The sequence below is a fragment of the Nostoc sp. C110 genome (genome assembly GCF_043099725.1).
GTDB classification, from domain to species: Bacteria; Cyanobacteriota; Cyanobacteriia; order Cyanobacteriales; family Nostocaceae; genus Nostoc; species Nostoc muscorum_A.
In genome coordinates, this window is record NZ_CP171148.1 from 5,170,920 (window position 1) to 5,195,994 (window position 25,075).

The 25,075-nt window shown below is 41.1% G+C and carries 16 protein-coding genes; 7 read left to right on the plus strand and 9 right to left on the minus strand.

Annotated features, from left to right (window positions below):
• Positions 1–101: 101 nt before the first annotated feature.
• Positions 102–278 carry a hypothetical protein gene (locus ACFFRD_RS27385; RefSeq protein ID WP_159402606.1) on the minus strand — a complete coding sequence of 59 codons (177 nt, stop codon included), beginning with the start codon at positions 276–278 and terminating at the stop codon, positions 102–104.
• Between the two features lie 603 nt (positions 279–881).
• Here ACFFRD_RS27385 and gatA point away from each other — a divergent pair.
• Positions 882–2,342: an Asp-tRNA(Asn)/Glu-tRNA(Gln) amidotransferase subunit GatA gene (gene gatA / locus ACFFRD_RS27390; RefSeq protein WP_190965368.1), complete on the plus strand. Its 1,461-nt coding sequence runs from the start codon at positions 882–884 to the stop codon at positions 2,340–2,342.
• Positions 2,343–2,535: 193 nt separating this feature from the next.
• Here the strand turns inward: gatA and ACFFRD_RS27395 are convergent, their stop codons facing one another.
• Together ACFFRD_RS27395 and ACFFRD_RS27400 are read right to left on the minus strand one after the other, a co-directional pair.
• Complete coding sequence (locus ACFFRD_RS27395) at positions 2,536–3,015, minus strand: helix-turn-helix transcriptional regulator (RefSeq protein WP_114080686.1); 480 nt, start codon at positions 3,013–3,015, stop codon at positions 2,536–2,538.
• 373 nt (positions 3,016–3,388) lie between these two features.
• On the minus strand, positions 3,389–4,123 hold the full coding sequence (locus ACFFRD_RS27400) for an SDR family oxidoreductase (RefSeq protein WP_392478707.1): 735 nt from the start codon (positions 4,121–4,123) through the stop codon (positions 3,389–3,391).
• Between the two features lie 162 nt (positions 4,124–4,285).
• Between ACFFRD_RS27400 and ACFFRD_RS27405 the strand changes: the two genes are divergently transcribed.
• Both ACFFRD_RS27405 and ACFFRD_RS27410 read left to right on the plus strand, forming a co-directional pair.
• The gene (locus tag ACFFRD_RS27405; RefSeq protein WP_392483178.1) at positions 4,286–5,221 is read left to right on the plus strand and encodes an AraC family transcriptional regulator; all 936 of its coding nucleotides are present in this window, start codon (positions 4,286–4,288) and stop codon (positions 5,219–5,221) included.
• A gap of 209 nt (positions 5,222–5,430) precedes the next feature.
• Complete coding sequence (locus ACFFRD_RS27410) at positions 5,431–6,057, plus strand: PadR family transcriptional regulator (protein ID WP_392478708.1); 627 nt, start codon at positions 5,431–5,433, stop codon at positions 6,055–6,057.
• Positions 6,058–6,108: 51 nt separating this feature from the next.
• On the opposite strand, the gene ACFFRD_RS27415 is transcribed toward ACFFRD_RS27410, so the two are convergent.
• Positions 6,109–6,795, minus strand: a complete 687-nt coding sequence (locus tag ACFFRD_RS27415) for an HAD family hydrolase (protein WP_392478709.1) — start codon at positions 6,793–6,795, stop codon at positions 6,109–6,111.
• Positions 6,796–6,990: 195 nt separating this feature from the next.
• Between ACFFRD_RS27415 and ACFFRD_RS27420 the strand changes: the two genes are divergently transcribed.
• Both ACFFRD_RS27420 and ACFFRD_RS27425 read left to right on the plus strand, forming a co-directional pair.
• Positions 6,991–7,764, plus strand: a complete 774-nt coding sequence (locus ACFFRD_RS27420; RefSeq protein WP_392478711.1) for a glucosamine-6-phosphate deaminase — start codon at positions 6,991–6,993, stop codon at positions 7,762–7,764.
• Between the two features lie 411 nt (positions 7,765–8,175).
• Positions 8,176–10,239 carry a potassium channel family protein gene (locus tag ACFFRD_RS27425; RefSeq protein WP_392478713.1) on the plus strand — a complete coding sequence of 688 codons (2,064 nt, stop codon included), beginning with the start codon at positions 8,176–8,178 and terminating at the stop codon, positions 10,237–10,239.
• A gap of 111 nt (positions 10,240–10,350) precedes the next feature.
• Here the strand turns inward: ACFFRD_RS27425 and ACFFRD_RS27430 are convergent, their stop codons facing one another.
• From ACFFRD_RS27430 to ACFFRD_RS27450, 5 genes are all read right to left on the minus strand, one after another.
• Positions 10,351–11,052 carry a WGxxGxxG family protein gene (locus tag ACFFRD_RS27430; RefSeq protein ID WP_392478714.1) on the minus strand — a complete coding sequence of 234 codons (702 nt, stop codon included), beginning with the start codon at positions 11,050–11,052 and terminating at the stop codon, positions 10,351–10,353.
• Between the two features lie 987 nt (positions 11,053–12,039).
• Positions 12,040–12,744 (minus strand): DevA family ABC transporter ATP-binding protein, encoded by a 705-nt coding sequence (locus ACFFRD_RS27435; protein ID WP_179075255.1) that lies wholly within the window; start codon positions 12,742–12,744, stop codon positions 12,040–12,042.
• A gap of 134 nt (positions 12,745–12,878) precedes the next feature.
• Positions 12,879–14,051, minus strand: a complete 1,173-nt coding sequence (gene devC / locus ACFFRD_RS27440; protein WP_392478716.1) for an ABC transporter permease DevC — start codon at positions 14,049–14,051, stop codon at positions 12,879–12,881.
• Positions 14,052–14,201: 150 nt separating this feature from the next.
• The gene (locus tag ACFFRD_RS27445) at positions 14,202–15,407 is read right to left on the minus strand and encodes an ABC exporter membrane fusion protein (protein ID WP_392478719.1); all 1,206 of its coding nucleotides are present in this window, start codon (positions 15,405–15,407) and stop codon (positions 14,202–14,204) included.
• A gap of 296 nt (positions 15,408–15,703) precedes the next feature.
• Complete coding sequence (locus tag ACFFRD_RS27450; protein WP_114080674.1) at positions 15,704–16,027, minus strand: hypothetical protein; 324 nt, start codon at positions 16,025–16,027, stop codon at positions 15,704–15,706.
• 842 nt (positions 16,028–16,869) lie between these two features.
• Here ACFFRD_RS27450 and ACFFRD_RS27455 point away from each other — a divergent pair.
• Positions 16,870–17,136, plus strand: a complete 267-nt coding sequence (locus ACFFRD_RS27455; RefSeq protein ID WP_114080731.1) for a hypothetical protein — start codon at positions 16,870–16,872, stop codon at positions 17,134–17,136.
• Positions 17,137–17,794: 658 nt separating this feature from the next.
• Positions 17,795–24,988 (plus strand): SDR family NAD(P)-dependent oxidoreductase, encoded by a 7,194-nt coding sequence (locus ACFFRD_RS27460; protein ID WP_392478721.1) that lies wholly within the window; start codon positions 17,795–17,797, stop codon positions 24,986–24,988.
• Positions 24,989–25,075: the final 87 nt, after the last annotated feature.

Sequence of the window (25,075 nt, forward strand, 5' to 3'; positions counted from 1 at the left end):
TTGATGGTAATTAGGGCGCTTTTATTTATTAGTCATGGAATGGACACTTGGCTACGACGGAAACCGTTTAAGACAAGTGCCCTTCTAGACTACTAATGGTTTTAGTTTAGCGCATAGGCAGCTTGCAGCGCCCAGATGATGAGAGCAGCGATCGATCCCAGAAGCAACACGGTAGAGATAGTGACTACTTTTGGGGAATCTGCACCCTCAAATTTCATAATTCCTCGATTTAAGTCGGACATAGCTTTGTAATCCTCTCTTGTTGGAGCATGAAACATTTGTCCGTTTTGATTGTAGTCCCTCTATTTACGGATGATGTTAAATTCCTAATTTTATTTTGTTTAAGCCTCGCAATTTTTCCAACCCCACAATTACTTATTTCTTGAGAGGTATCAGTCTTATTTATGAATAGTGGGGAGTAGGCAAGAACAGGAGACAAGGGGACAAGGGGGAATGGCACGCTTGAAAAGCTGAAACCTCCTTGCTGGAAGGGTGTGGGAGGTGTGGGAGGTGTGGGAGGCAATGCAGCATTTGTTGATATGCAGTTATTCAATTTCTCCTCTTTCTCCCCACACTTCCCCCACTTCCCATACTCCCCACACTTCCCCCACTTCCCATACTCCCCACACTTCCCACACTCCCCACACTTCCCCCACTCCCCACACTCCCCACACTCCCCACACTCAAAAAGCAAGTTATATCAGGGCTTTGCGATTAACAAGCGTGCCATTCGGGACAAGGGGTGAGAACTTGAAACAAGTCTTTCCCCTTGTCCCCAATTCTCCTTGTCCCCAAGTCCTCTTCGGCATTCCCCATTTCCCATTCCCAATCTCAGTCAATATGTACTAAAATCAATGACTTGAGTCACAAAGAGAGCAATCATGGCATCCATCCGCGAGTTGCACCAACAACTAGTTAAAAAAGAACGTTCTGCCGTTGAAATTACCCAAGAAGCTTTAGAGCGCATTGAAGCGTTAGAGCCGAAATTACATAGCTTTTTATGTGTTACCGCAGAACGGGCATTAGAGCAGGCGGGTGCTGTGGATGCCAAAATTGCTGCCGGGGAAGAAATCGGGCTACTAGCAGGCATTCCTGTTGGGATTAAGGACAATTTATGTACTAAGGGAATTCCTACCACTTGCGCCTCCCGAATTCTAGAGAATTTTGTGCCGCCTTATGAATCAACGGCGACGCAAAAACTGGCAGATGCTGGGGCGGTAATGGTAGGCAAAACCAACTTAGATGAGTTTGCAATGGGTAGTTCCACAGAAAACTCTGCCTACCAAGTCACGGCTAATCCTTGGGATTTGTCACGAGTTCCAGGTGGTTCTTCGGGGGGTTCGGCGGCGGCGGTGTCATCCCAAGAATGTGTAGTTGCTCTCGGTTCTGATACTGGTGGTTCAATTCGTCAACCTGCATCTTTCTGCGGTGTGGTGGGGATGAAACCAACTTATGGTTTGGTTTCTCGTTATGGTTTAGTGGCTTACGCTTCGTCTTTGGATCAAATTGGGCCATTTGCAAACACAGTAGAAGATGCGGCAATATTATTAAGTGCGATCGCAGGTCACGATCCCAAAGACTCTACCAGCCTCAAAGTTGCCATTCCCAACTACGCCGCCAGCTTCAAACCAGACTTCAAACCCAGAGGTCAGCTAAGAATTGGGATCGTTAAAGAAACTTTTGGTGAAGGTTTAGATTCTGTAGTGGAACAAGCTGTTACCAAAGCAGTAGATGTATTACAAAGTTTGGGAGCAGAGATTCATATAATTTCCTGTCCCCGCTTTCGCTATGGCTTACCCACCTACTACATTATCGCCCCGTCTGAAGCGTCAGCAAACTTGGCTCGTTACGATGGCGTTAAATATGGCTACCGCGCTCCTGATGCCGATAATCTACTATCGATGTATACTCGTACCCGTGCCACTGGTTTTGGTACAGAAGTCAAACGCCGGATTATGATCGGCACTTATGCCCTTTCTGCTGGCTATTACGATGCTTATTACCTGAAAGCGCAAAAAGTCCGCACCTTAATTAAGGAAGACTTTGAAAAGGCTTTTGGCTTGGTTGATGTGTTAGTTTGTCCCACATCTCCCACTACAGCATTTAAAGCAGGGGAAAAAACTACTGACCCCTTGAGTATGTATTTAACTGACTTGATGACTATTCCTGTGAATCTTGCTGGTTTACCTAGTTTAAGTTTGCCATGTGGTTTTGATGACCAGGGTTTACCAATAGGATTACAGCTAATTGGCAATGTACTCCGAGAAGACCAATTGTTTCAGGTAGCTTACGCTTATGAACAAGCTACTACTTGGCATCTGCGTAAACCACAAATATCTTGAATTTGTCATTTGTCATTTGTCATTGGTCATTGGTGATTAATTCTTATCCTTCACTCACCACTTCCTCTAAGTAAGTTAGCAGAAATAAACCAATTATGTTACGAAACGCAAATAGGCTTAAAGTCTTTACTAATGACCAATGACAAAGGACAAATGACAGCCTTGCCAGCTAGCTTTAATTGCGCCAACGTACTTACTTTTCTGTCAATTTGTTAGTATTGCTGACTATTGACTGTTGATTATTGACTTCTGGAGTCAGAGATTCGGATGTAATTTGTGGTGGATTAAGTATATGTAAAAGACCAGCAGATGCAGCTACTAATAACAGAATATAGGTAACGACAAGAGGTATGTATGTATTTGGTTTGTTGTCAGAATTATTATGATCGTTCTTGGGGTCTTGGCGGACTACAGGATTGCTTATAAGAGTATGTGATAAAGCATTTCCATCCAGCCCTAAAGCATCTCCATAGCGACGGATGAAGCCTTGAAGAAAAATAGGCTCAGGTAATTCTTCAAATCGTTCTTCTTCTAAAGCGTGCAAAACACCTGCTCTAATCAGTGTTTGAGCGGCAATTTCTTCTATGCGTATGGCTTTTTCTTGCCTTACTTGTCGTAAATGTGTGGTTATTTCCTTTAGCTGCTCTACTTGAGCTTGGTTTAAGAGTGTCACTGTCTTCTCCTCTATGGGCTAATTCTACTATTCATATAGTGAGAAGACTTAAAATGGCATACGTATTTTTACTAGATATTTGATTTTCGTGAATTTTTTAAGAAGAGTTGAAATCTAGACTTAAAAATGCTATAGCTGCCGAGACTGGTATATTTTATGTTATAAAATATACTTTGTGCTAAATAAAATAGGGCATAAAAGTTAATAAGCTGCAATTTATAATACAAGTATTTTCTAACTGCCACTCTGGGCTGGGATAATTGCCGCGATCGCTCCAAGAGAAGGAGCAGGGAGAAAATTCCCCTCCTCTGCACCCTTCCCCCTGCCCCTCTGCCTTCAATACCCACATTCTCTTTCACATACGTTCCTAGCCTTAGAATGGGCTTGCCGTCGGGCGGACAATCACTTCATTGATATCAACATCATCCGGTTGGGATACGGCATATAATACGGCTCTAGCGATCGCATCTGGGGTCAGTGCGATTTTGCGAAGTTCTTTCAAGAAGCCTGTTGCTGCTTCGTCTGTGATATCAGAGCCGAGTTCAGTCTCAACCACGCCAGGGGATATTATTGTCACGCGAATATTTTTCGATTCTTGACGTAATCCATCGGATATGGCCCAAACAGCAAATTTTGTCGCGGAATAGACCGCGCTGGTAGGCCCTACAATGTGTGCGGCGATAGAGGCGGTATTGATAAACTGTCCACCGCCTTGCGCTTCCATGATTGGTAAACCAGCAGCAATACCATTCAATACGCCGTGGATATTCACATTAATCATGTTGTCCCATTCCTCAACTTTCAAGGCATTCATCGGCGATAGGGGCATTACGCCTGCATTGTTGAAGATGACATCGACATGACCAAACTTATCTTTGGCGAAGTGAATGAACGCTTTCATATCCTCACGATTCGCAACATCCACCGCTTTGAATTCCGCTATGTAACCCTGGTTACGGATCTCCTCGACAATCTTTTCTAGCTTTTGGGTGCGCCGTGCCCCTAGAACGACTTTTGCACCGTTTTTAGCGAGTAACTTAGCGGTGGCTTCACCAATGCCGCTACTGGCTCCAGTGATCGCAATGACTTTATTTTCTACGTTTAACATGCTTCTTTTTCCCTCTGTTGAGGTTAATTTAAATTTTGGATGTGTTCATCGTATGAGTAAGTGCAAAGGTTTGGAATACACAGACCTCGCGCTTTATTGCCTAATTCTCCAAATTGATGTTCTACAATGCCTACAAGAGGATGATTAAATTAATCGAAGAATATTGTGACGATCAAAATCATCAACCAAGTCATAAACCAAAGTGCGATCGCTCATCAATGTCAAGAATTGGCAGCACTTATCACTCGTCACACCGATGGCAAAGGGGACGGTTTTCATAAAACAGCTATTGAGCAGCTGGAATTTCAGCGAGAATCTTCTGCTTCCACCTCACTACAGGGTGTCTGCGAACCTATCTTCGCCATCCTAGTTCAGGGCAAAAAAGAAGCGTTGCTGGGTGAGGAAACCTATCGTTATGGCGCGGCTCAATATCTGGTAGTCTCGGTTGATTTGCCACTGAGCGCGTTTATCGTTGAGGCAACCCCAGAGCAACCCTATTTAGGATTCAAGCTGAATCTAGATCCACGTCAACTCTGCGATATTATTACTGCTCAAACCAGTGTGATTGAGGAGAAAAAGAACTCTGTCAGAGGCTTATTTGTCAGCACCGTCGATGCACCATTGCTCGATTGCGCTATGAGACTGACACGGCTTTTGGATACGCCCCAGGATATCCCGATCCTTGCACCGATGATTATCCGCGAAATCTATTATCGCCTTTTAATAGGTGAACAGGGCGAAGCTGTCCGCCAGATTGCCACATCTGGCAGCAATATGCAGCGCATCGCCGAGGTGATAAAACTCATCAAGGCTGATTTTACAAAGCCAATGCGGGTTGAGGAGCTTGCTGGGCAGGCAAGTATGTCTCCTTCATCTTTCCATCACCATTTCAAGAAGGTGACATCGATGAGTCCACTTCAATATCAAAAGCAATTAAGACTGTTGGAAGCACGTCGTCTGATGCTTGCCGAAAACTCCGATGCGGCGAATGCTGCCTATCAGGTGGGTTATGAAAGCCCCTCACAGTTCAGCCGCGAATATTCCCGGATGTTCGGTGCGCCACCGATAAGGGATATTGAACGTTTACGCACAGCCTAAGAGACGCGATAAATCGCCGTCTCTACAAGTGTTTTGGTGTATTGATAGCAACGCTATGAGCGTTACGAGCGTCTTGATTCTGAATTCTTCATTAGCTTTGCGTTGGCACAATTGCTTACTTCAAAAATCTTCATCAAAATTCTATTCCGATATATCGTGATATATTCCGATATATCGTATATTAGAGAAAGTTGATTTGAGATTGATTTATGTTTAGACACTTTCAGTCACGCTTTAGGGCACCTGCATGGGCAGGAGTTAGTGAAGATGATTTTTTGCTTGTCAAGTCTTGGTTTCAGCATGGCAAACATCATTCCAAACATCATGACAAGCACTTTGGTAATGAAATGTTTGGTCGTGGTTGGGGAGATGAACATCGCACTCGTAGGGGTGACATCAAGTTCATCCTGCTGGAATTGTTATCCGAGCATCCTAGTCATGGTTACGACCTGATTAAAGAGATGGAAACTCGTTATGGTGGTTTCCGTCGCCTCAGTCCTGGCTCAGTGTATCCAACACTCCAATTGCTGGAGGAGGGGGGTTATCTCAAGAGTGCCCAGGAAGGTGGCAAGCGGATTTACACGATTACCGATGAAGGTAGAAAATTATTGGCAGAACGTGCCCAAAAAGAAACTTCTGATACTCCTTGGGATAGCGTCAAAAGTTTCGTGACAGGTAAGCCCCAAGAGTTTATTGAGTTGCGGAATGCTGCAACAGAATTAGCTGCTGTTGTAGTGCAAGTTGCTCGTAGTGGTAATGTGGAGCGAATAAATCGGGTGCGTGAGCTTTTAGAGCAAGTTAAACGGGAAATTTACGCGATTTTGGCTCAAAAATAAGTAGAGAGGCAAAATTTGCGTCTCTACTCTCAATTTTCTCAGATTTTGCGTTTACAGATTAGAAGCGATCGCACTTAAATCTGGCTCAATGAGTGAGTTGAGCAATGTCCACAACTGCAAATCAGTAAAATCTGGAATTGCCATAAATGCGCCGACTTCTTGTAAAACTTGCGGATCGTGGGTAGAAGCGATGCCAATAGTGCGGATATCTGCGCCCACCGCCGCCCGAATACCAGAGGGAGAGTCTTCTAGTGCGATCGCTTCCTCTGCTGTAATTGCCAATTTATTCAGGGCGACTTGGTAGGGTGCAGGGTCAGGTTTACCTGCTACACAATCATCTGCTAAAACAACTGTATGGAAAGCTTCTTTTATTCCCAATACTTCTAGCATAAATTCTGCATTTAATCTAGGTGCATTAGTTACTAATGACCGCTTTAATTGATGTGTCTCCGTCCATGCTAGTAGCTCAGAAAATCCATCCAATGGTTTAAGATTCGAGGCGAGTTTGCGGAAAAACGCCTCTTTTTTGTCTGCAAATTTCTGCCCTTCTGCTGTTGATAATTGTGGCAAAATATCCTTAACAATTTCTGGATTTAAGCGTCCACTAATTCGGGATTTATAAAATGTTTCGTCAATTTCTATGCCATAATCTAGCAGCATTTCCTGCCAAGCTCGGTAGTGTATGGGGTCAGTATTGACAATAGTGCCGTCGAGGTCAAAGAGAATTGCAGCTAGCATGATTTTTTGGTAAAATGTAAATAATTGTTAACTTAATTTAAATAGTTTACATTGTTTTTTTGCCTTTATACAGCGCAAAAAGCGATAAATTAATCTGCTAAATCCTAAAATCTATACTGGATAAGCTATGTCAAGGTAGACAGGTAGAGCTTCTCAAAAAACTACCGTATAATTGATAACCTTCTGTGTAAGCAAATGCTAGCCGCTACAAACTTTTTTCGCGTTGATGATTTACTGGTGCAGATTTACAACTCTGAAGTCGAAATGGCCCAAGATGTTGCCGAAATCGCCCAAAAGCATTTACAGCAAGTTCTCAAACAACAGGATACAGCTGCTGTATTGTTAGCAACAGGTAACTCCCAACTCAAATTTCTCGATGCTTTGATTGCATTGGGTGGTGTAGATTGGTCACGGATTATTCTGTTCCATCTAGATGAATATTTGGGAATTCCTGCTGACCATTCTGCCAGTTTCCGGCGCTATATGCAAGAACGTGTAGAGAAGCGGGTTGTTCCTAAAGTATTTCACTATATAGAAGGTGATACACTGCAACCAGTAAACGAGTGCGATCGCTACACCAAATTATTGCAAGCACAACCAATAGACTTATGCTGTCTCGGTATTGGCGAAAATGGACATTTGGCTTTTAATGATCCAGCAGTAGCAAATTTTCAAGATCCTTACAGTGTGAAACTAGTGAAACTGGATACAGTGAACCGTCAGCAACAAGTAAGTACAGGTCACTTTCCAAATCTAGAAACTGTCCCACAATATGCTTTTACTGTCACCATCTCGGCGATTTGTTCAGCTAAAAAAATTATCTGTCTTGCTCCAGAAAAACGTAAAGCGAATGTGGTAAAAGAAATGTTGCAAGGAGCTATAACTACAGATTGTCCGGCTTCTATTCTTCGTCAACAATCCCAAGCTACGTTATTTTTGGATGTTAATTCTGCTAGTTTACTTTCTTAAACTTCTCTCAATTCTCGGAGGATATTATTGAGAAATAATCCTTTACATATAGCAGTCCTAAATCATTCGTGAAAATTACATCTCTCTTTCTTCTTTCCTCCCTTTGCGTCCTTTGCGTCCTTGGCGGTTAGTTTCCTAATCTACATTTTTCACAACTCAAATAGGATTGCTATAGTCAGAAAATCTCTTTAGTTGTGTGAGTGAAGGGATACATTACCCGAACAGTAAGGGACTTCCAAGAAATAAATTATCCAAATAAACTAACCACAGAGACACAGAGAACACAGAGAGAAGAGAAATAGAGAGGATTTTTGCGTCAGTTTTGGGATATTTTTTTATTTGGAAGTCCCTAAGATATAATTCTACCAAACACGTACTGTTAGCAGTATTAACTGCTGCTATCAACAGAAAGTGCATCCCTCTCCTAGCACCAATCCCAAAAAACCCCAAGACCTTTTCTTAGTATGCGGACTCCAAAGTTTAGGGCAGCATTGTGTTGCAGTCCTAAAGGAATACGATGTTAAAGTTAACGCCATTGACGATGTACAACTCGAACATTGGGAAGTCCCAGAAGTACCAAGCTTACTAGAAAAATTAATCATAGGAGACTGCCGCCAGCCAAGTGTTTTAGAGCAAGCAGGTATAAGGCAATGTCGTTCAATACTTTTAGTCACAAGAAATGAGCGGATAAATATAGAAGCAGCGTTTGCAGCACGGCGACTTAATCCGCACGTTCGCCTGATTGTACGTTCTGACAAGCAAAACTTCAACAAACTTTTGTCCGAAAACCTAGGCAATTTTGTTGCCTTTGAGCCTACCCATCTCTCTGCTCATGCCTTTGCTTTAGCATCTCTCGGTTCTGAAGCGAGTGCTTACTTTACCATAGAAGGACAACTATTGCAAGTAATCAAGCACCAAGTACAAGCGAAGGATAGCTGGTGCAATGGCAAGCCAGTACATAGACTCAATCTCACAACTCGCCGCATTTTGAGTCACACAACAGTTTCATCCGATCCCCTCAAAGAATTGTTTGGATGGAACCCAGAAGCAGAAGTGCAGGTAGGAGACACACTCGTTTACATTGATGTTGCATACGAATTGGCTTTCTCTGACCAATATACAAATAAATTTCATGGTCAAAGTTGGCAGTGGCAAGAGTTTCTTCAAGGCATCACAGCGAAGAATCTTAAGCAAAAAATATTACAATTTTGGCAATCTTACTACCAAAGCCAAAATCAAATTCGGCGAATTGCAACAATTTATGGGATTACCGTACTTATCCTATGGTTCGTTGGAATAATTCTTTACCGCTTGTATTATCCTGACATCACCCTGCAAGAAGCTTTCTATGCAACAGCAGTGTTGCTTTTGGGAGGATACGGTGATTTATTTGGCGGTGTTGAGTTTAGATCGCAATCTGAACCTTCAGATCATATCCCTTGGTGGTTGCGGTTCTTTAGTCTGGGACTCACGTTGACAGGTCAAGCTTTCGTGGGAGTATTATATGCACTGGTAACTGATGCTCTTGTCACTTCCAGATTCCAGTTTTTCAAGTCTCGTCCTCCCATACCACAACGCAACCATGTAGTGATTATTGGCTTAAATCGCTTGGGACAGAAAGTTGCTGCTCTTTTGCAAGAACTCAATCAGCCGTTAGTAGGAATTCATACTACCACTCTCGATCCAGGCACTTTACCAGATATGCCCCTGATTATTGGCAATGCTACCGAAGCACTAGCTAAGGTGAATCTCTCCCATGCTAAAAGCATCGTTTTAGTAGGGGACGATAATATGGAAAATCTGGAAATTGGTTTGATGGCTCATGCAATGAACCCCGCCACAAGCTTGATTATCCGCTCTCAAGATCGCCATTTTAGTGATAATATCGCCCCTCTGTTTCCCTATGCCCAAGTTTTATGTGGCGCGGCTTTATCTGCGGAAGTCTTTGCTTGTGCTGCCTTTGGGGAAAATGTTTTGAGCTTGTTTCACTTGAGCGAGCAAATAGTTATGGTGACGGAATACAAGATTGAAGATGGCGATACCCTCAATGGGTTGCTTCTATCTGAAATAGCATCTGGCTACAGTGTTGTGCCGATTCTCTACCATAAATATCGGCGAGACAATTATTCCTTGATGCCCTGGTATGATGTTAAGCTCTATGCTGGCGATCGCTTGATTGTTTTAGCCACAAGCAGTAGTTTGCAGCGAATCGAATGGGGTGAAATGCTGCCTCGCCTTTGGCAGGTGGAGATCGAGAAAGCTCTGACTACAAATGCTCTTATCTATGGCGCTGAAGAAATAGTTTTGATTACAGGATGTAGTTTCGCTACTGCTAGGCAGTGGATGAATAATTTGCCTGGAGTATTGCCAATACCACTTTATAAACATCAAGCTCAACGTCTAGTGCGGGCGCTAACAAAAATACAAGTTTTGGCAAATGTAATTTTCATTGGACAAAACAGTAGTTCGACTTGAGTAAACTGAGATGTAATAAAAAGGGCGCAATATCAATATATTGTGCCCCTACTGACCTAACCTGAACTTGACAAAAATAACGGCTGTACGCTTCCTACAGTGTGGTGAATATTATCTAGAACGAGTACCCGTTACTTCATTAGGATCGCTATAAGCCCGGACTTTATCACGATTACGAGCCAGACCTGCTAAACCGGCTAGACCAAGTAAACCTAGCCAACCCCAATCGAAACCGCGATCGCTAGTTCTTTCGGAAGTTGTAATACCTGCATTCCTATTAGTACCTGTAGTGTCAGTACCTGAGCTAGTACCTGTTGTACCAGTGCCTGTGCTATCAGAACCTGAGCTAGTACCTGTAGTTCCAGTACCTGTGGTATCAGAACCTGAGCCAGTGCCTGTAGTTCCAGTACCTAAACCAGTGCCTGTGGCATCAGAACCTGAGCCAGCGCCTGTAGTTCCAGTACCTGTAGTTCCAGAACCTGTAGTTCCAGTACCTGAGTCAGTGCCTGTAGTTCCAGAACCTAAGCCAGAACCTGAGCCAGTACCTGTAGTTCCAGAACCTAAGCCAGAACCTGAGCCAGTACCTGTAGTTCCAGTACCTGTAGTTCCAGTACCTGTAGTTCCAGTACCTAAACCAGAACCTGAGCCAGTGCCTGTAGTTCCAGTCCCTGAACTACTGCCACTACTAGAACCTCCACTACCTGAGCCTCCACTTTGGGCAAAAACAGAAGGAGGTAAAGATACAGAAGCGAAACTGATGGCAAAGACAGTAGCTAGAACAGTTTTAGATAAATCAAAAGGCTTCATGGTCATAGTTCCGTTTATGTTTTAGATTTGTGTGGTTGATTGATGTTCAAAACTGATATTTCCTACTTAATCCAGTGCTAAGTTAAGTAACTTTTGACAATCAAGATAGATTCAGAAGTTTTTCACTTAGAGGATGTTTGAAAAGTCTTCTTGTCGGTATCAAAAGTTTTAGATTCTCCTAAATCACTAATTACTTATTTATGATTAAGAAGCTACTAGCAAAGTCGCTTGCTCACAAAAAAATAAGGAATAAAAATTAATCTTACTGATGTAAAAACATTTATATTCACTTGCGTTCTACTTTTTAATTACTTATTATGAATTGTTTTCTCATTCCTAATTAACATAACAGCTAGTTTTTTGCCGCACTTCTACCATAGGACTAAACCTACTTCTATCGCAGGCATTACTTTTACATTAATTAAATTTAGTCTGTGAACATGAAAATAACGAAACGTTTTGCAGCTTACAATCCGATAAGCACGACTCAAGATAATCACAATCTTCACACTGGATATATTTCCCTGGATTAGCACATCCACAGGCAGGGTTCACAAAACATTCAGAAGGATCTTGAGGTGTTCGAGATTTTTTGAATAGAAGGTATAAAGCTGCTTCTTTTAGACAAAAAATTAAATCTTTAAGCATAAACTTCCGTACCAATCCTAATAAGTACAACAATTTTTGGATTTTTCGATGAGTTTATCTTTTTATTTGTTCTTTAGTTATTTTTAGATACATATTATAAAGTTAAACAGCTAAATGATCGCAAAAAATAAGAGTATATTTAAAAATACTCTACAATATTATTTCACCTGATAACTTATAACTTCATACTCTAGATGTGTCTTATTCTAGACTTAAGGAATATTGTTTCACTATAATAACTAATACAAATTCTTTACCCTGTACTTCTCTGCTGGATAATTGTACCAAAATTAAACTAAATTAGTATTCCTAAAGGCATATTCAGATTTTACAGGTATTTAGTTATCATCCATTTGGTAGATGACAAACCTCTTTGACCAGATAACCATCTTCCATCTGAATTATGCGATCGGCAATATCTAAAATTCTGTTGTCGTGAGTGACCATTAAGATAGCACAATTCTGTTCTTTAGCTAATTTCTGCATTAGGGTGACAACATCTCTGCCTGTCTTACTGTCTAAAGCAGCTGTGGGCTCATCAGCTAAAACTAATTTTGGATGGCTTACTAAAGCACGAGCAATTGCTACCCGTTGTTTTTGTCCCCCTGAGAGATCAGATGGGTAATAATTAACTCTATTCTCTAATTTAACCGCATTTAGTATAGCTTCTGATTTACTGCGAGCTTCCCATTCAGAAATATTTTTGTGTAATTCTAGCGACATTTGAACATTTTGTCTGGCTGTTAAGAAATCTAATAAGTTATGAGCTTGGAAAATATATCCAATGTGGCGTCGTACTTTAACTAATTGCTCGTTACTAGCTCCAGAAAGCTCTTGACCTAAAAATTTAAGGCTTCCCTCTTGGACAGACCGTAACCCACCAATTAAAGTTAGTAAAGTTGTTTTTCCTGAACCTGATGGCCCAGTCATAATCACAATTTCTCCAAATTTGATATTAAAATTAATATCGAATAATATTTGACTTCGTACTTTTTTCTCGCCGAAGTAGTGATTCAGATCGCTAATATTCACAATAAACTTTGTTTTCATGATTTTCTCAGATATATATGACTCATATTTGATTTTTGCGAAGCTAGGTACAACTCAAAAAGCTTTATTGTCTATTAACTATCTATCGCACTTGCGCTGCACGAACAGAAATTAAAGCGGACTGCTATGTAAAATTAAAAAATATCGGCTGGATCTACATTTCGGAGTTTGTTTGTAGATAAGAATCCAGAAGTTAAGCACATTAATGTTGCTGATATCAATACTAGAATGGCTTTATCTGTACTCATAATAACTGGTAATTTAGTAGCATTCTTTGATATATCATATAAGGCTATAGATATAGCCAAACCTGGAATATAACCTAGAGATGCTAAGATTAAAGCTTGTTGAAAAACTACACTTAATAAGTATTTGTTTTTGAATCCCATTGCTTTTAAGGTTGCATATTCAGTTAAATGACTAGAAATATTACTATAAAGAATTTGATAAACAACGATCACACCAACAACAAACCCCATTAATACCATCAGATTAAACACGAATCCAATGGGAGTTCTAAGAGACCAATAAGTTTTTTCCAAAGCAATAAAATCTTTGCGAGTAATTACTTTTACGTCTTTGGGTAACTTGGCTGATAAATCTGCAAAAACTTTTTGTTGGTCGGTATTAGGTTTGAGTTTAATTAATCCTATATCTATCTTTTGTGCCGGACGATCTTGAAATATTCTGAGGAAAGTTGAAGAACTAACGATTAAATTTCCATCAACACCAAAGGAAGGTCCGAGGCTAAATAAACCACCAATCTTAACTTTGTAACCAACTAATCCAGTGTAGCTGAATATTTCAACTTTTATAACTTTACCTTGTTCAAAATCTTTAGCGATCGCTCCAAATTCTGGTCGAGAATCGCGGTCAAATAAAACGATATTAGGGATTCTGATTAGACCGAGCTTTTCGTCGATATGTGGGAATTTGAAAATTGATTTAACTGGGTCAAATCCCAGCACGTATAATGGGAACTTTAGGCCATTGTTGGGATTTTTAAATTTGGCAAATTGCACATATAATGGGCTAACTGATTCGATATTATCAAAGCCTAATACTTGATATAAACGTGAGCGAGGAAAGCTTTGATTTGATGTTAAAGATTTATATTGGGCACTAATTAAAAATAAGTCTCCTTCTAGATTCTTATGCAACTGCGTAGCACTGTCATAAAGAGCAGCTTGGAAACCAATTTGCATAAACATGAGAACTGCAACAAAAGCAATCCCAGCTAAAGCTACAAGAAAGCGAATTTTTTGTCTGGCTAATTGTAACCAAGCTAAGGGGATATTGAGAATCATTTAGTAAACCTCAAAGATGAAAATTAGACTAAATTAAGAAAGAATGCTTTGTTTAAATCAAGGATTTTCTGTTAAAGCATAGCCAATTACGAATTAGTATTAGGTATGGTAGGGATGTTCAATGAGTTAACAAAGCTTTCTTGAGAAGTTTTAAATATCAATAATTACCTCTACCTGTAAATCAGTCAGACCAGCAACTTGCTGGTTATCTTGAAGATTATCAATACGAATTTTTACATCAACTATTTTGTTATCTGTGTCTGCTTGAGGGTTGTTATTAAAGATATTTTGTTTGCCAACTTGTAAACCAATATCTGTAACTTTTCCTCGTAATTTTCCTGGTAAAGCATCGCTAGTAATAATCGCCGACTGACCGATACGGACTTTTTTAATATCAGTTTCATAGACTTCTGCTACCACATACATCTGTTGTGTGCGACCTAAATCAGCTATTCCTGTAGTGCCGATAATTTCTCCAGGCCAAGTATTAATTTTCATGATTTGCCCGGTTATGGGCGATCGCACAATACTTAAATCCCACTCTGCCTTAGCCTGGTTAACTGAGGCTAATGCACTTTCAACATCAGCTTGTGCTGTTGCTATATCGGTAGGACGAACCTCAGCAATACTCTTGAGTCTGGCTTTGGCCTCGATTAACTGCTTTTGAAGAGTTTCTATAGTGCGCTTGAGAGAAGCTTTAGCTTCATTGAGTTGCTGTTGAACTGTATCGACTCGCAAACGTTTAGTATCTGCGTCGGAGGCTGAAATCGCACCATCTTTATATAACTGCTGATATCGCTGATTTTCGCTTTCAGCATTCCGCCAATCAGCCTGTAAGCGAGCGATCGTTGCTTCTTGAGCAGAAGTTTCTCCGCGCAACTCAGCTTCTAAACGAGCAATGGTTGCTTTTTGTGCAGATATATCTCCAGCTTTTGCGCCAGCTTTTACCTGGTTAAGACTAGCTTGAGCAACTAAGACTTGTTGTTGGGCTTTTTCTAAAGCTGCAAGACGAGGAAAGTAACTGTCAAGCATTGCAACTACTTGCCCCTGTCGTACTCTGTCTCCTTTGTTTACCATAAGTTTTGTTACCCTAACACCCCCTTGGGACTCTGGAGCCGATAGACGAATAACCTCTCCTTGAGGTTCTAAACGTCCTAATGCTGCAATAGTAGTCCTTTTAGGAGAACTACGTGGGGTAGCTATAGGCTGTACTTTCGAGGACAACTGAAATCGTGAAAAGGTATAGAAAGAGGCTGCACCAGTAGCTACAGTCATAGTAGTTGCTAATATAACTGGCCACCAAACTACAGGTTTAATGAATGGTTTAATGAATGAATGTTTTTGTTTTTGTACCATAATTACCTATTCCAAATTAGCGATGTCTGAGAACAAGGTCTTTCCAAATTATTCAGAAATAGCAGAGATGAAATTAGACCTTATATCATGCCAAGATGAACACTCTAATTCAGCTTGAAGCGGGTAAAAGTGACTATTTTGAATTAGTGAATTAAGCCCCCCCTTCACGAGAGGGGGGGTTAGGAGCTTCCAAAGCTAGATATTACTAACATCAATCATATTGATCCATCAATCCGTTAGTAAATCAACTCTGGATGAAGCCGTTTGGTACTTTATGTATCTAGCCAGAGGTAGCTTTATTTGTTAAGAACTGCCTCTTTTTTACTTTTAACAATCGCCAGATATTCGTTGCGAGTTCCATCTATGCGATAGTGGTCGCAAATTTGGCAGAGTTTCAAGATATCCAATCGACTAAATACTTTTTGATGTTCAATGCCGTTGTCATTTCTCCACCGCCAGAAAGTTGTCCGATCAATGCGGCGATTACTTTCAGGCCATCTTCGTCGAGATAAAAAATCTACCAGTTCATCTTCATAAAATGAGTAGCCTTTTGGTAGCTTCAGGAGTTCTTCTCTTAACTCAATTAGCGGGATGAGTGGATCTAGCTCAGATAGTCTCATACCAGCAAACCCTTATATTTTCGTGACAGTCTAATTATGCAGAAGGCTTCATACAATACGGATCATTGCATTAAATCACATTGTCATACTGCGCGTTTACGAATGTATAGAGTGACCAGCAATCAGGTGAATTTATATTTATATTCTCCCTATTCATGTATCTCTCCGCCTTCTTAAACAAACAGTATTGAATTACATTATTTAATCACTTACGATAAACCGATTGATACTCAATTGCAATCTATATGCAACAGTTGTGAATAGAAATAGCTAGCAATATCATCGATAAAATTTATGAGAAATAATTGCGATCTTTGATCACTTTTTAACACTGTTATGTCCTCGCTCTTACTCAGCATATCAAAATAACTCTTTGCTTGATGATGGGTCTGTTGTTCGCTAGTATTTTTCATTCTTTAGATATAGTTGCTAGTGGTTATTGTTACATTGCAGACAGAATTGCTTATTTAGGAATAAAAATCCTTAAAAAATATCTTATTGATTAATACATAATCTTTAAAAAAATAAATCGACTTTTAGATAGATGTAAAAACTATAGCATTATCTCACGGTTACTTAGCTTATTTGATTAGCTATCATCTCTATTTTTCAATAAGTAAATAAATCAATAAGAGGCTAATATTGTTGATATTTTAATACTTTTTCTCAGTATTTTTTCGAGCAAGCTGTGATTGCTAAATTGAAGATATATGCAATTTGTATGCAATTCGAGTAATGTATTTTTGTTATGTGACATACTAATTGAAAAGAGTTCTAATAGTTATGTGAGTAACAGCGATCGCCCCCTAAAGACCCTAGATAAAATGAAACTACAGCGATTCATGCTCTCATTGCCAAGCTTTGATAACCAGCGACTGATTTTTCATGCAGCTCGCCAGACTCTTCGCAAAGCTGAGATGGCCCGCGTTGCCGTGCGTGAATGGCTCAATCAACATGATTGTGAGCTAGAAGAGTGGAAAACAAAAAAAGCTTCTGAGCTGGGAATTAGTATTAGTAGGCTTGAGCAAAAGCTATTAGCTGCTGCTCAAAACCAGGCGATAAGTAATAAGACAGATGACAATTTTAATTCCGAGAATGATTCTGTATAAGTTTATATGTAGGTTCTGATCTATTTACCCAATTGCAATCAGGAAATGCACTTTTCTAAGCTATTTTTGAGGGTTCGCACTAATCATTAAAGTGCTTAGAAAAGCCTAACTACAAACTTATTTACCCAGCAAATGTAATGAGATGAACCACAGAGATGCAGAGAACACAGAGTCAGAGACAAAAAGAGTTCGGGCTGACAGATTACTAGTACCGTTATTGAAATGGACTAATAAATTATGCCCAATAACATTTTACCTCTCAAGAGCGATACCGTTGTATATAAGTTGTATATCAATTGTAATGGAGAATTAAACAGCCTAATATTAACTACAATTGATAAGTTAAGATGTTAGCTGGATGAAAACATCCAATTTATATCTGATTAACAACTTATGTTGTAATGTTGAAGCCATTTCCAATTTAGAGCAATTCTTTAGCCCAAAAGAAATCTGAATTCTACATTTAGACTTCAGGATATCCTCACTAAAATCTCTTGAAGTTTTGTTTATGGCTTCTGAACCTCAAGTAAAGGCATATCGCTTACCATCAATAGCCCCTAGCCTTCCCTAAAAAATAATCGCGTCTTTCTCTATTTGTAGAGATGGTAATTTTATTATCATCTTTACATCTCAAAAATCTAATAGTGAAGAAAAAGTCATGACTGCTTCTAGAATTGAAGCTGTTTTAGCACAGTTGCAAGAAGAAGTTAGCAATTGTGAACAGTCTCTACTCAAGCTCATACAGGTGAAAAAAGTTATGGTTGAGAATGCACCGTTAACCAGCGAAATAAATAGACCTCAGCAAAAAACAGATATTGCAATTATTGGGATGGCTTCTATCTTTCCCCAATCAAAAAATTTACAGGAATATTGGGAGAAAATAATTCATAAAGTTGATTGTATTACTGATGTTCCCCCTTCGCGTTGGAGTGTAGAGGATTATTATGATCCTAACCCCAGAACACCAGATAAAACATATTGTAAAAGAGGCGGATTTATCCCGGATGTCAATTTCAATCCGATGGAATTTGGACTGCCACCCAACAGCCTAGAAGTTACAGATATATCGCAATTGCTAGGTTTGATTGTTGCGAAAGCAGCGATGGAAGATGCAGGTTACGGCGAATCTCGACAGTTTAGTTGCGATATCTACGATCGCCTTCGCCAACGTACTGGTGTAATCTTAGGTGTGGCACTAGGTAGGCAGTTGGCGGTTCCTCTGACTGCGAGAATGCAGTACCCAATCTGGGAAAAAGTTCTCAAAGGCAGTGGCTTATCTGATGAAGATGCACAAAAAATCATCGATAAAATCAAAAGTGCTTATGTGCAGTGGGATGAGAACGCCTTCCCCGGTATGCTCGCAAACGTAGTTACAGGAAGAATTGCTAACCGCCTAGATTTGGGCGGGACTAACTGTGTAGTAGATGCCGCCTGTGCGAGTTCATTGGGTGCCCTCAAAATGGCAATTAGTGAGCTAACTGAGCATCGAGCCGATATGATGATCACTGGCGGAGTTGACACCGACAACTCAATTATGGCCTACATGTGCTTCAGCAAAACTCCTGCTGTTTCCCAAGGTGAGAAGGTTAAACCTTTCGATGCAGAGTCTGATGGGATGATGCTGGGTGAAGGTGTGGGAATGTTAGTCCTGAAGCGCCTTGAAGATGCCCAGCGAGATAATGACCGAATCTATGCAGTCATCAAAGGCATTGGTACTTCTAGCGATGGGCGCTATAAAAGTATCTATGCGCCACGTCCAGAAGGTCAAATGAGAGCCTTACATCGTGCTTACGAAGATGCCGGATTTTCGCCTGCGAGTGTTGGTTTGATTGAAGCACACGGCACTGGTACTATGGCTGGAGATCCCGCCGAATTCTCATCTATAAAAGAGGTTTTTGGCGAAAGCAATCCCAAAAAACAACATATTGCGCTTGGAACTGTCAAATCACAGATTGGACATACAAAAGCTGCTGCGGGTGCGGCGAGTCTGATCAAAACGGCTTTGGCTTTACACCACAAAGTATTGCCAGCCACGATTAATGTCACCAAACCGCATCCTAAATTAGATATTGATAGTTCTCCATTTTACTTAAATACGGAAACAAGACCTTGGATTAGCGGCGATGACCAACCAAGACGTGCAGGGGTAAGTTCTTTTGGCTTTGGTGGCACAAATTATCACGTCGTTTTGGAAGAATATACAAGTCAACATCAGCAACCCTATCGTTTACACAAACCTTCTCAGCCGGTGTTGCTATTTGCGTCAACGCCTGAAGAATTGTTGTCACGCTGTCAAGAAATTAAACAGCAATTGCAATCTGATACGGGAGAACAGCTTTATACAGAATTGATTGCGGCTTCTCAATCTTTAGAAATTCCGGTTACAAATGCCAGACTTGGGTTTGTTACTGATTCTCTGACTCAAGCTTGCGATTTGTTGCAAACAAGTATTGACTTGCTCAAAAACAAGCTGCAAGCAGAATCATGGGAGTATCCCCAAGGAATTTACTACCGCAAAACTGGCATAGCAACAGAGGGAAAGGTGGTTGCCCTATTTTCTGGGCAAGGGTCGCAATATTTAGAGATGGGTCGGGAACTCGTAATTAACTTCCCAGAGTTGGGGCAGACTTATGCTCAAATTGATAGCCTTTTACGCCAAGACGGTTTGCAACCCCTTTCGGAGGTTGTTTTCCCGAACCCTGTGTTTGATCTAGATCAAAAGACTGCCCAGATGAAGGTGTTGCAGCAAACAGAATATGCACAGCCAGCTATTGGAGCTTTTAGCGCTGGTTTGTACAAGATATTGCAACAAGCTGGGTTTAAGCCAGATTTCGTGGCTGGACATAGTTTTGGAGAACTGACTGCTTTGTGGGCTGCGGGAGTTTTGAGTGAGAAAGATTACCTGTTCTTGGTCAAAGCTAGAGGTCAAGCGATGGCTGCACCAAAAGATCCTCTATTGGATGCGGGAGCGATGTTGGCGGTGAAAGGGGATGTAAATCAGGTTACAGAACTAATTCAGAATTTCCCGCAAGTCACCATTGCTAACTTGAATTCTCCAAATCAGATGGTGTTAGCAGGGACGAAAGCTGAAATTGCTAATGTACAGGAGGCTCTGAAAACTCAAGGGTTCTCTAGCATTTTGTTGGGAGTTTCCGCAGCTTTTCACACTCCATTAGTGGCTTATGCACAGCAACCCTTTGCCAGAGCAATTGAGAAAGTTACTTTTAATGAGCCACAAATCCCGGTTTATACCAATGTTACCGGGAAGCGTTACCCAAATGAGCCGCAAGTCATTCAAACAGTCCTCAAAGAACATCTGAAAAATCAGGTGCTGTTTAAGCAAGAAATTGAAAATATTTATGCTGAAGGCGGTTACTGCTTTATTGAATTTGGGCCGCGAAGTGTTCTCACCAACTTGGTCAAAGATATCCTGTGCGATCGCCCTCATTTAGCTGTAGCTTTAAATGCTAGTCATCTCAAAGATAGCGATCGCACTTTGCGGCAAGCTGTTCTACAGTTACGCGTTGCTGGATTACCTTTGCAAAACTTAGACCCCTATCAACTGGAGTATAAAATCCCAGAAGCTTCTCCAAATCAGCTCTTGAATGTCCGTTTAAATAGCACCAACTTTGTATCAGATAAAACCAAGCAGTCCTTTGAAAAAGCTATGCAAAATGGGCATGAAGTGAAACCCACCGTTGCGAACGGTAATAAACCCAACTTTTCTCAATCCACAGAGAAGGTATCAGTTAACAGTCAATCCACCGTTGGCAATGGCAATAAACCTAACCCCTCTCATTCCGTAGAGAAGGTAGCAGTTAACGGTCAATCTACCTTTGGAAATGGCGATAAACCTCACTCAGTAACAGCTAACCCCTCTCATTCAGCAGAGAAAGTAACAGTCAACGGTGGAGTGAAATCTGTGCAGAATGGGCAATCAGATCAACTCGATATCAAGTCTTTGCAACCTAGTTCAGAACTTCCTCTAAGTTATTTAAGAGCTATAGATAACTTAGAATACTCCCTGATTGATTTCAGTCGCAATCAACATGAAATCTTGCAGGTTCATGAACAATCTTTAAACAATCAGACAGAATATACTAAAACCTTCTTCCAACTCATGGAGCAACAACATGCGTTGTGGGGAAATAGTAAATTCAGCGAACCACATACAGAAACACAGCAACTGGTAGTCTCCAGTTCAGAGCGCAGCATCATGCGGTTTCACGAGCATCAAACTGATAGTCTCCGTATCCATGAGCAATATCTCAACTATCAGCAAGAATACACTAACAACTTTTTCCAATTGCTTCAGCGAAATTATCAACCGTCGCCCAGCAATACTAATCAACAGAGTCTGATACCGCCAGTCAATTATCAACCAAGTCCAGTAGCTCCACCAGTCGAAGAGGATAACCCTGTTCGGGAGACTGCACCGGTTGCTTTGCCGAGTAACGGATCTGCCACTAAATCTGAGCCAGTTTCAACTAATGGTAACGGCACAAATGGTAATGGTAATGGCGCACATCATCAAGCAACAGCATTTCTGGATATTACTCCATTAAAGGAGAATACTGCACCTGTAGAGATTGCACCCCCACCCCCGCCAGTAATCATCGATCAAGCCGCTCTGAGCCAAACTCTGATTAACGTCGTTAGTGATAAAACAGGCTACCCAACGGAGATGTTAGAACTAACGATGGATATAGAGGCAGATTTGGGGATTGATTCGATCAAACGTGTAGAAATTCTCGGAGCGTTGTTAGAACTATATCCCGATTTGCCCAAGCCGAATCCCGAAGAAGTAGGACAACTACGCACACTGGCTCAAATAGCTGAATATATGGGGAAAATTGCATCTGAGATTTCTGATGCGATACCTGCGGTGGGCTTTGTCAACGCCCCAAATGAGACAGGGAGCAGGGAGCAGGGAGCAGAGGGAGATGGGGAAGATAAGGGAGATGAAGGAGATGAGGGAAATGGAGGAGTAACAGCAATACCTTCCTCATCCCCGCCATCCCCCTCATCTCCAGAGCTTACTAACATTGTGTTCAATGTCGTTAGTGAAAAGACGGGCTATTCGACGACAATGTTAGATTTGTCGATGGATATTGAGACAGATTTGGGAATTGATGCTGTCAAACTTGTGGAAATTCTCGAAGCGTTGCTAGAACTATACCCGGATTTACCCAAGCTGACTTCAGAAGCATTGGCTCAATTAGGTACCCTTGGACAAATTGTTGCACATATAGAAAAGGGACTAGGGACTGGGGAAGAAGTAGGGGAGCCGGGAGCCGGGAGCAGGGGAGAAGAGTTTTCCCCAATTTCCAATCCCCAATCCTCAATTTTTCGTAGTCCTGTCAGACTCAAATATCTTCCCGAACCTGATGTTTTAGATTTCACATTATCCGATAACCATATCGCCTTGCTTACCGATGATGGTTCTCTGACTACGGCGAAACTAGCTGAGACTCTGTTCAAACGCGGCTGGAAAATTGTTGTCTTAACTTTTCCTTCAACCGTGATTGCTAAACAATCTCCGTTACCTGAAGGGATTAGCCGTGTGGTGCTTGCAGATTTGAGTGAGGAGCATTTGCGAGAACAGTTAGGAGCGATCGCTACTAACTATGGACAAATAGCTACATTTATCCATCTGAATCCTTCCACTCACGACGATATCAGCAACCATGTTCGCTATCTGGAATCAGAAAAAGCCATCCTTCGCCATGTCTTTCTCATCGCCAAATATCTCAAAGAACCACTCAATCAAGCAGCACTTCAAGGACGTAGTAGTTTTATAACTGTGGCTCGTCTGGATGGTGAATTCGGACTAGGGCAAAAAACTAACTTTGGTGCAATTGGCGCTGGACTATTCGGACTCACCAAAACTTTGAACCAGGAATGGGAATCTGTATTTTGTCGAGCGATCGACCTCAGTCCTGATTTAGATGCCGAAACATCAGCACAGCATATCTTCGCTGAACTTCACGACCCAAATCTATTAGTCGTGGAAGTCGGATACAACTCACAAGAGCGAGTAACTCTAGTATGTGAACAGGAAGAACAAAAAAATAGAGAGCAGGAAATCGGTGGAATCCCCTTTGCACCCAGCACCTTTTCCTCCAACGTTTTCCCCATCCCTAATGCCGAATCCCAAGTATTTCTCGTAAGTGGCGGTGCGAAAGGGATAACGGCTCAGTGTGTGATTAAACTAGCGCAGCGTTATCAATGCAAATTTATCTTGGTGGGTCGTTCCGCCGCCGATCCAGAACCCGTATGGACTGAAGGTTACTTAAGCGAAGCAGATTTGAAAAAGCGGATTATGGAGGATTTCTTCGCCAAAGGCGAAAAACCCACACCTGCGATGGTGCAGAAAAAGTTTAATGCTATTTCATCTAGTCGCGAAATTGCTACAACGTTACAAGCTATAAACCAGGCGGGTGGAAAGGCTGAATATTTGAATGTTGATGTGACTGATGCGATCGCACTTCAGGAGCAAGTTGCTAATGCTGTCAAGCGTTTTGGGCCGGTAACAGGAATTATTCACGGGGCTGGAAATCTAGCTGATAAGCGGATTGAGAAAAAATCAGTCCAAGATTTTGAAACAGTTTACACAGCCAAAGTTAAAGGTCTAGAAAACCTGTTGCGGTGTGTAACACCTAGCCAACTGAATTATTTAGTCCTGTTTTCTTCTGTAGTTGGTTTCTACGGAAACGTGGGACAGTCAGATTATGCGATCGCTAATGAAATTCTCAACAAATCAGCCCATCTTGTCAAACGCAACCATCCCCATTCTCATGTGGTAGCGATTAATTGGGGCCCTTGGGATAGTGGTATGGTTTCTCCTGAATTAAAGCAAGCTTTTGCTGAACGGAATATCGAGACTATTCCTGTTGATATTGGTACAGAAATGTTAGTTGATGAATTAGCTAACACCAATCAAGAAACTGTGCAAGTTGTAATTGGTAGCCCTTTAGTTTATATCCCAGAACAGCTACCAAGCGAGTTGAGAACTTTTCGGATTCAGAGGCAACTAACATTAGCAGCTAATCCATTTTTACAAGATCATGTAATTGCTGGTTATCCAGTTCTCCCCGCGACTTGTGGACTCTTTTGGATTGCTAACGCTTGCGAACAAATCTATCCTGGTTATAAAGCCTTCAGTTGTACAAACTATAAAGTTTTGAAGGGACTAATATTTGATGAAAATTTAGCAACTGAATACACTTTAGAATTGCAAGAAATTGCTAAACATGATATCAATGAGATAGATTTTGATGCCAAAATCTGGAGTAAAACTCCAGAAGGTAAAATCCGTTATCATTTTAGTAGTCAGATGAAATTGAAGCGGGAAGTTCTTATTGCCCCAACACACGAATTTATGAACTTAAGCCAGGATCATAAAATCACCGCGACGACTTCATCACTTTATCAAAATGGGGCAGCTAGCTTATTTCACGGATTTACCTTTCAAGGTGTAAAATCTGTTTTAAATACCACTCTGGACAAGATCACCATAGAATGCTACTTGCCAGAGCCTGGAGAAAGACAACAAGGACAATTCCCAGTCCAAACATTCAATCCCTACATTGCAGATGTGCAGATTCATGCATTTTGGATTTGGGCACAGCATTTTTATCAGGTAGCTTGTTTGCCTTCAGAAATCAAGACTTTTGAACAGTTTGCTGCCGTTCCATTTGATGAAATATTTTACGTTTCTTGTGAAATAAAATCAAAGACAGAATCGAGTTTAGTTGTTGATGTCATCGCCCATAATCAGCAAGGGAAAATATATACCCGAATGCTTGGTGCTAAGGGAACTATTTTACCCAAGCAACTAGATGAAATTTAAATAGGCAACTGAAAAATGTCATAAGAATTCAGCACTAAGGAGTCATAAGTCAGACTTAGAAAGAATCTAATATGATTGATTCACCAA

Bases quoted from the DNA above. Each gene is read 5' to 3' on its own strand.
- ACFFRD_RS27450 (WP_114080674.1), bottom strand. From the start codon at position 16,027: ATGAGACTATCTGAGCTAGATCCACTCATCCCGCTAATTGAGTTAAGA.
- devC (WP_392478716.1), bottom strand. From the start codon at position 14,051: ATGATTCTCAATATCCCCTTAGCTTGGTTACAATTAGCCAGACAAAAA.
- ACFFRD_RS27420 (WP_392478711.1), top strand. From the start codon at position 6,991: ATGCTAGCCGCTACAAACTTTTTTCGCGTTGATGATTTACTGGTGCAG.
- ACFFRD_RS27410 (WP_392478708.1), top strand. From the start codon at position 5,431: ATGTTTAGACACTTTCAGTCACGCTTTAGGGCACCTGCATGGGCAGGA.
- ACFFRD_RS27415 (WP_392478709.1), bottom strand. From the start codon at position 6,795: ATGCTAGCTGCAATTCTCTTTGACCTCGACGGCACTATTGTCAATACT.
- ACFFRD_RS27455 (WP_114080731.1), top strand. From the start codon at position 16,870: ATGCTCTCATTGCCAAGCTTTGATAACCAGCGACTGATTTTTCATGCA.
- ACFFRD_RS27445 (WP_392478719.1), bottom strand. From the start codon at position 15,407: ATGGTACAAAAACAAAAACATTCATTCATTAAACCATTCATTAAACCT.
- ACFFRD_RS27460 (WP_392478721.1), top strand. From the start codon at position 17,795: ATGACTGCTTCTAGAATTGAAGCTGTTTTAGCACAGTTGCAAGAAGAA.
- ACFFRD_RS27400 (WP_392478707.1), bottom strand. From the start codon at position 4,123: ATGTTAAACGTAGAAAATAAAGTCATTGCGATCACTGGAGCCAGTAGC.
- ACFFRD_RS27435 (WP_179075255.1), bottom strand. From the start codon at position 12,744: ATGAAAACAAAGTTTATTGTGAATATTAGCGATCTGAATCACTACTTC.
- ACFFRD_RS27385 (WP_159402606.1), bottom strand. From the start codon at position 278: ATGTTTCATGCTCCAACAAGAGAGGATTACAAAGCTATGTCCGACTTA.
- ACFFRD_RS27430 (WP_392478714.1), bottom strand. From the start codon at position 11,052: ATGACCATGAAGCCTTTTGATTTATCTAAAACTGTTCTAGCTACTGTC.
- gatA (WP_190965368.1), top strand. From the start codon at position 882: ATGGCATCCATCCGCGAGTTGCACCAACAACTAGTTAAAAAAGAACGT.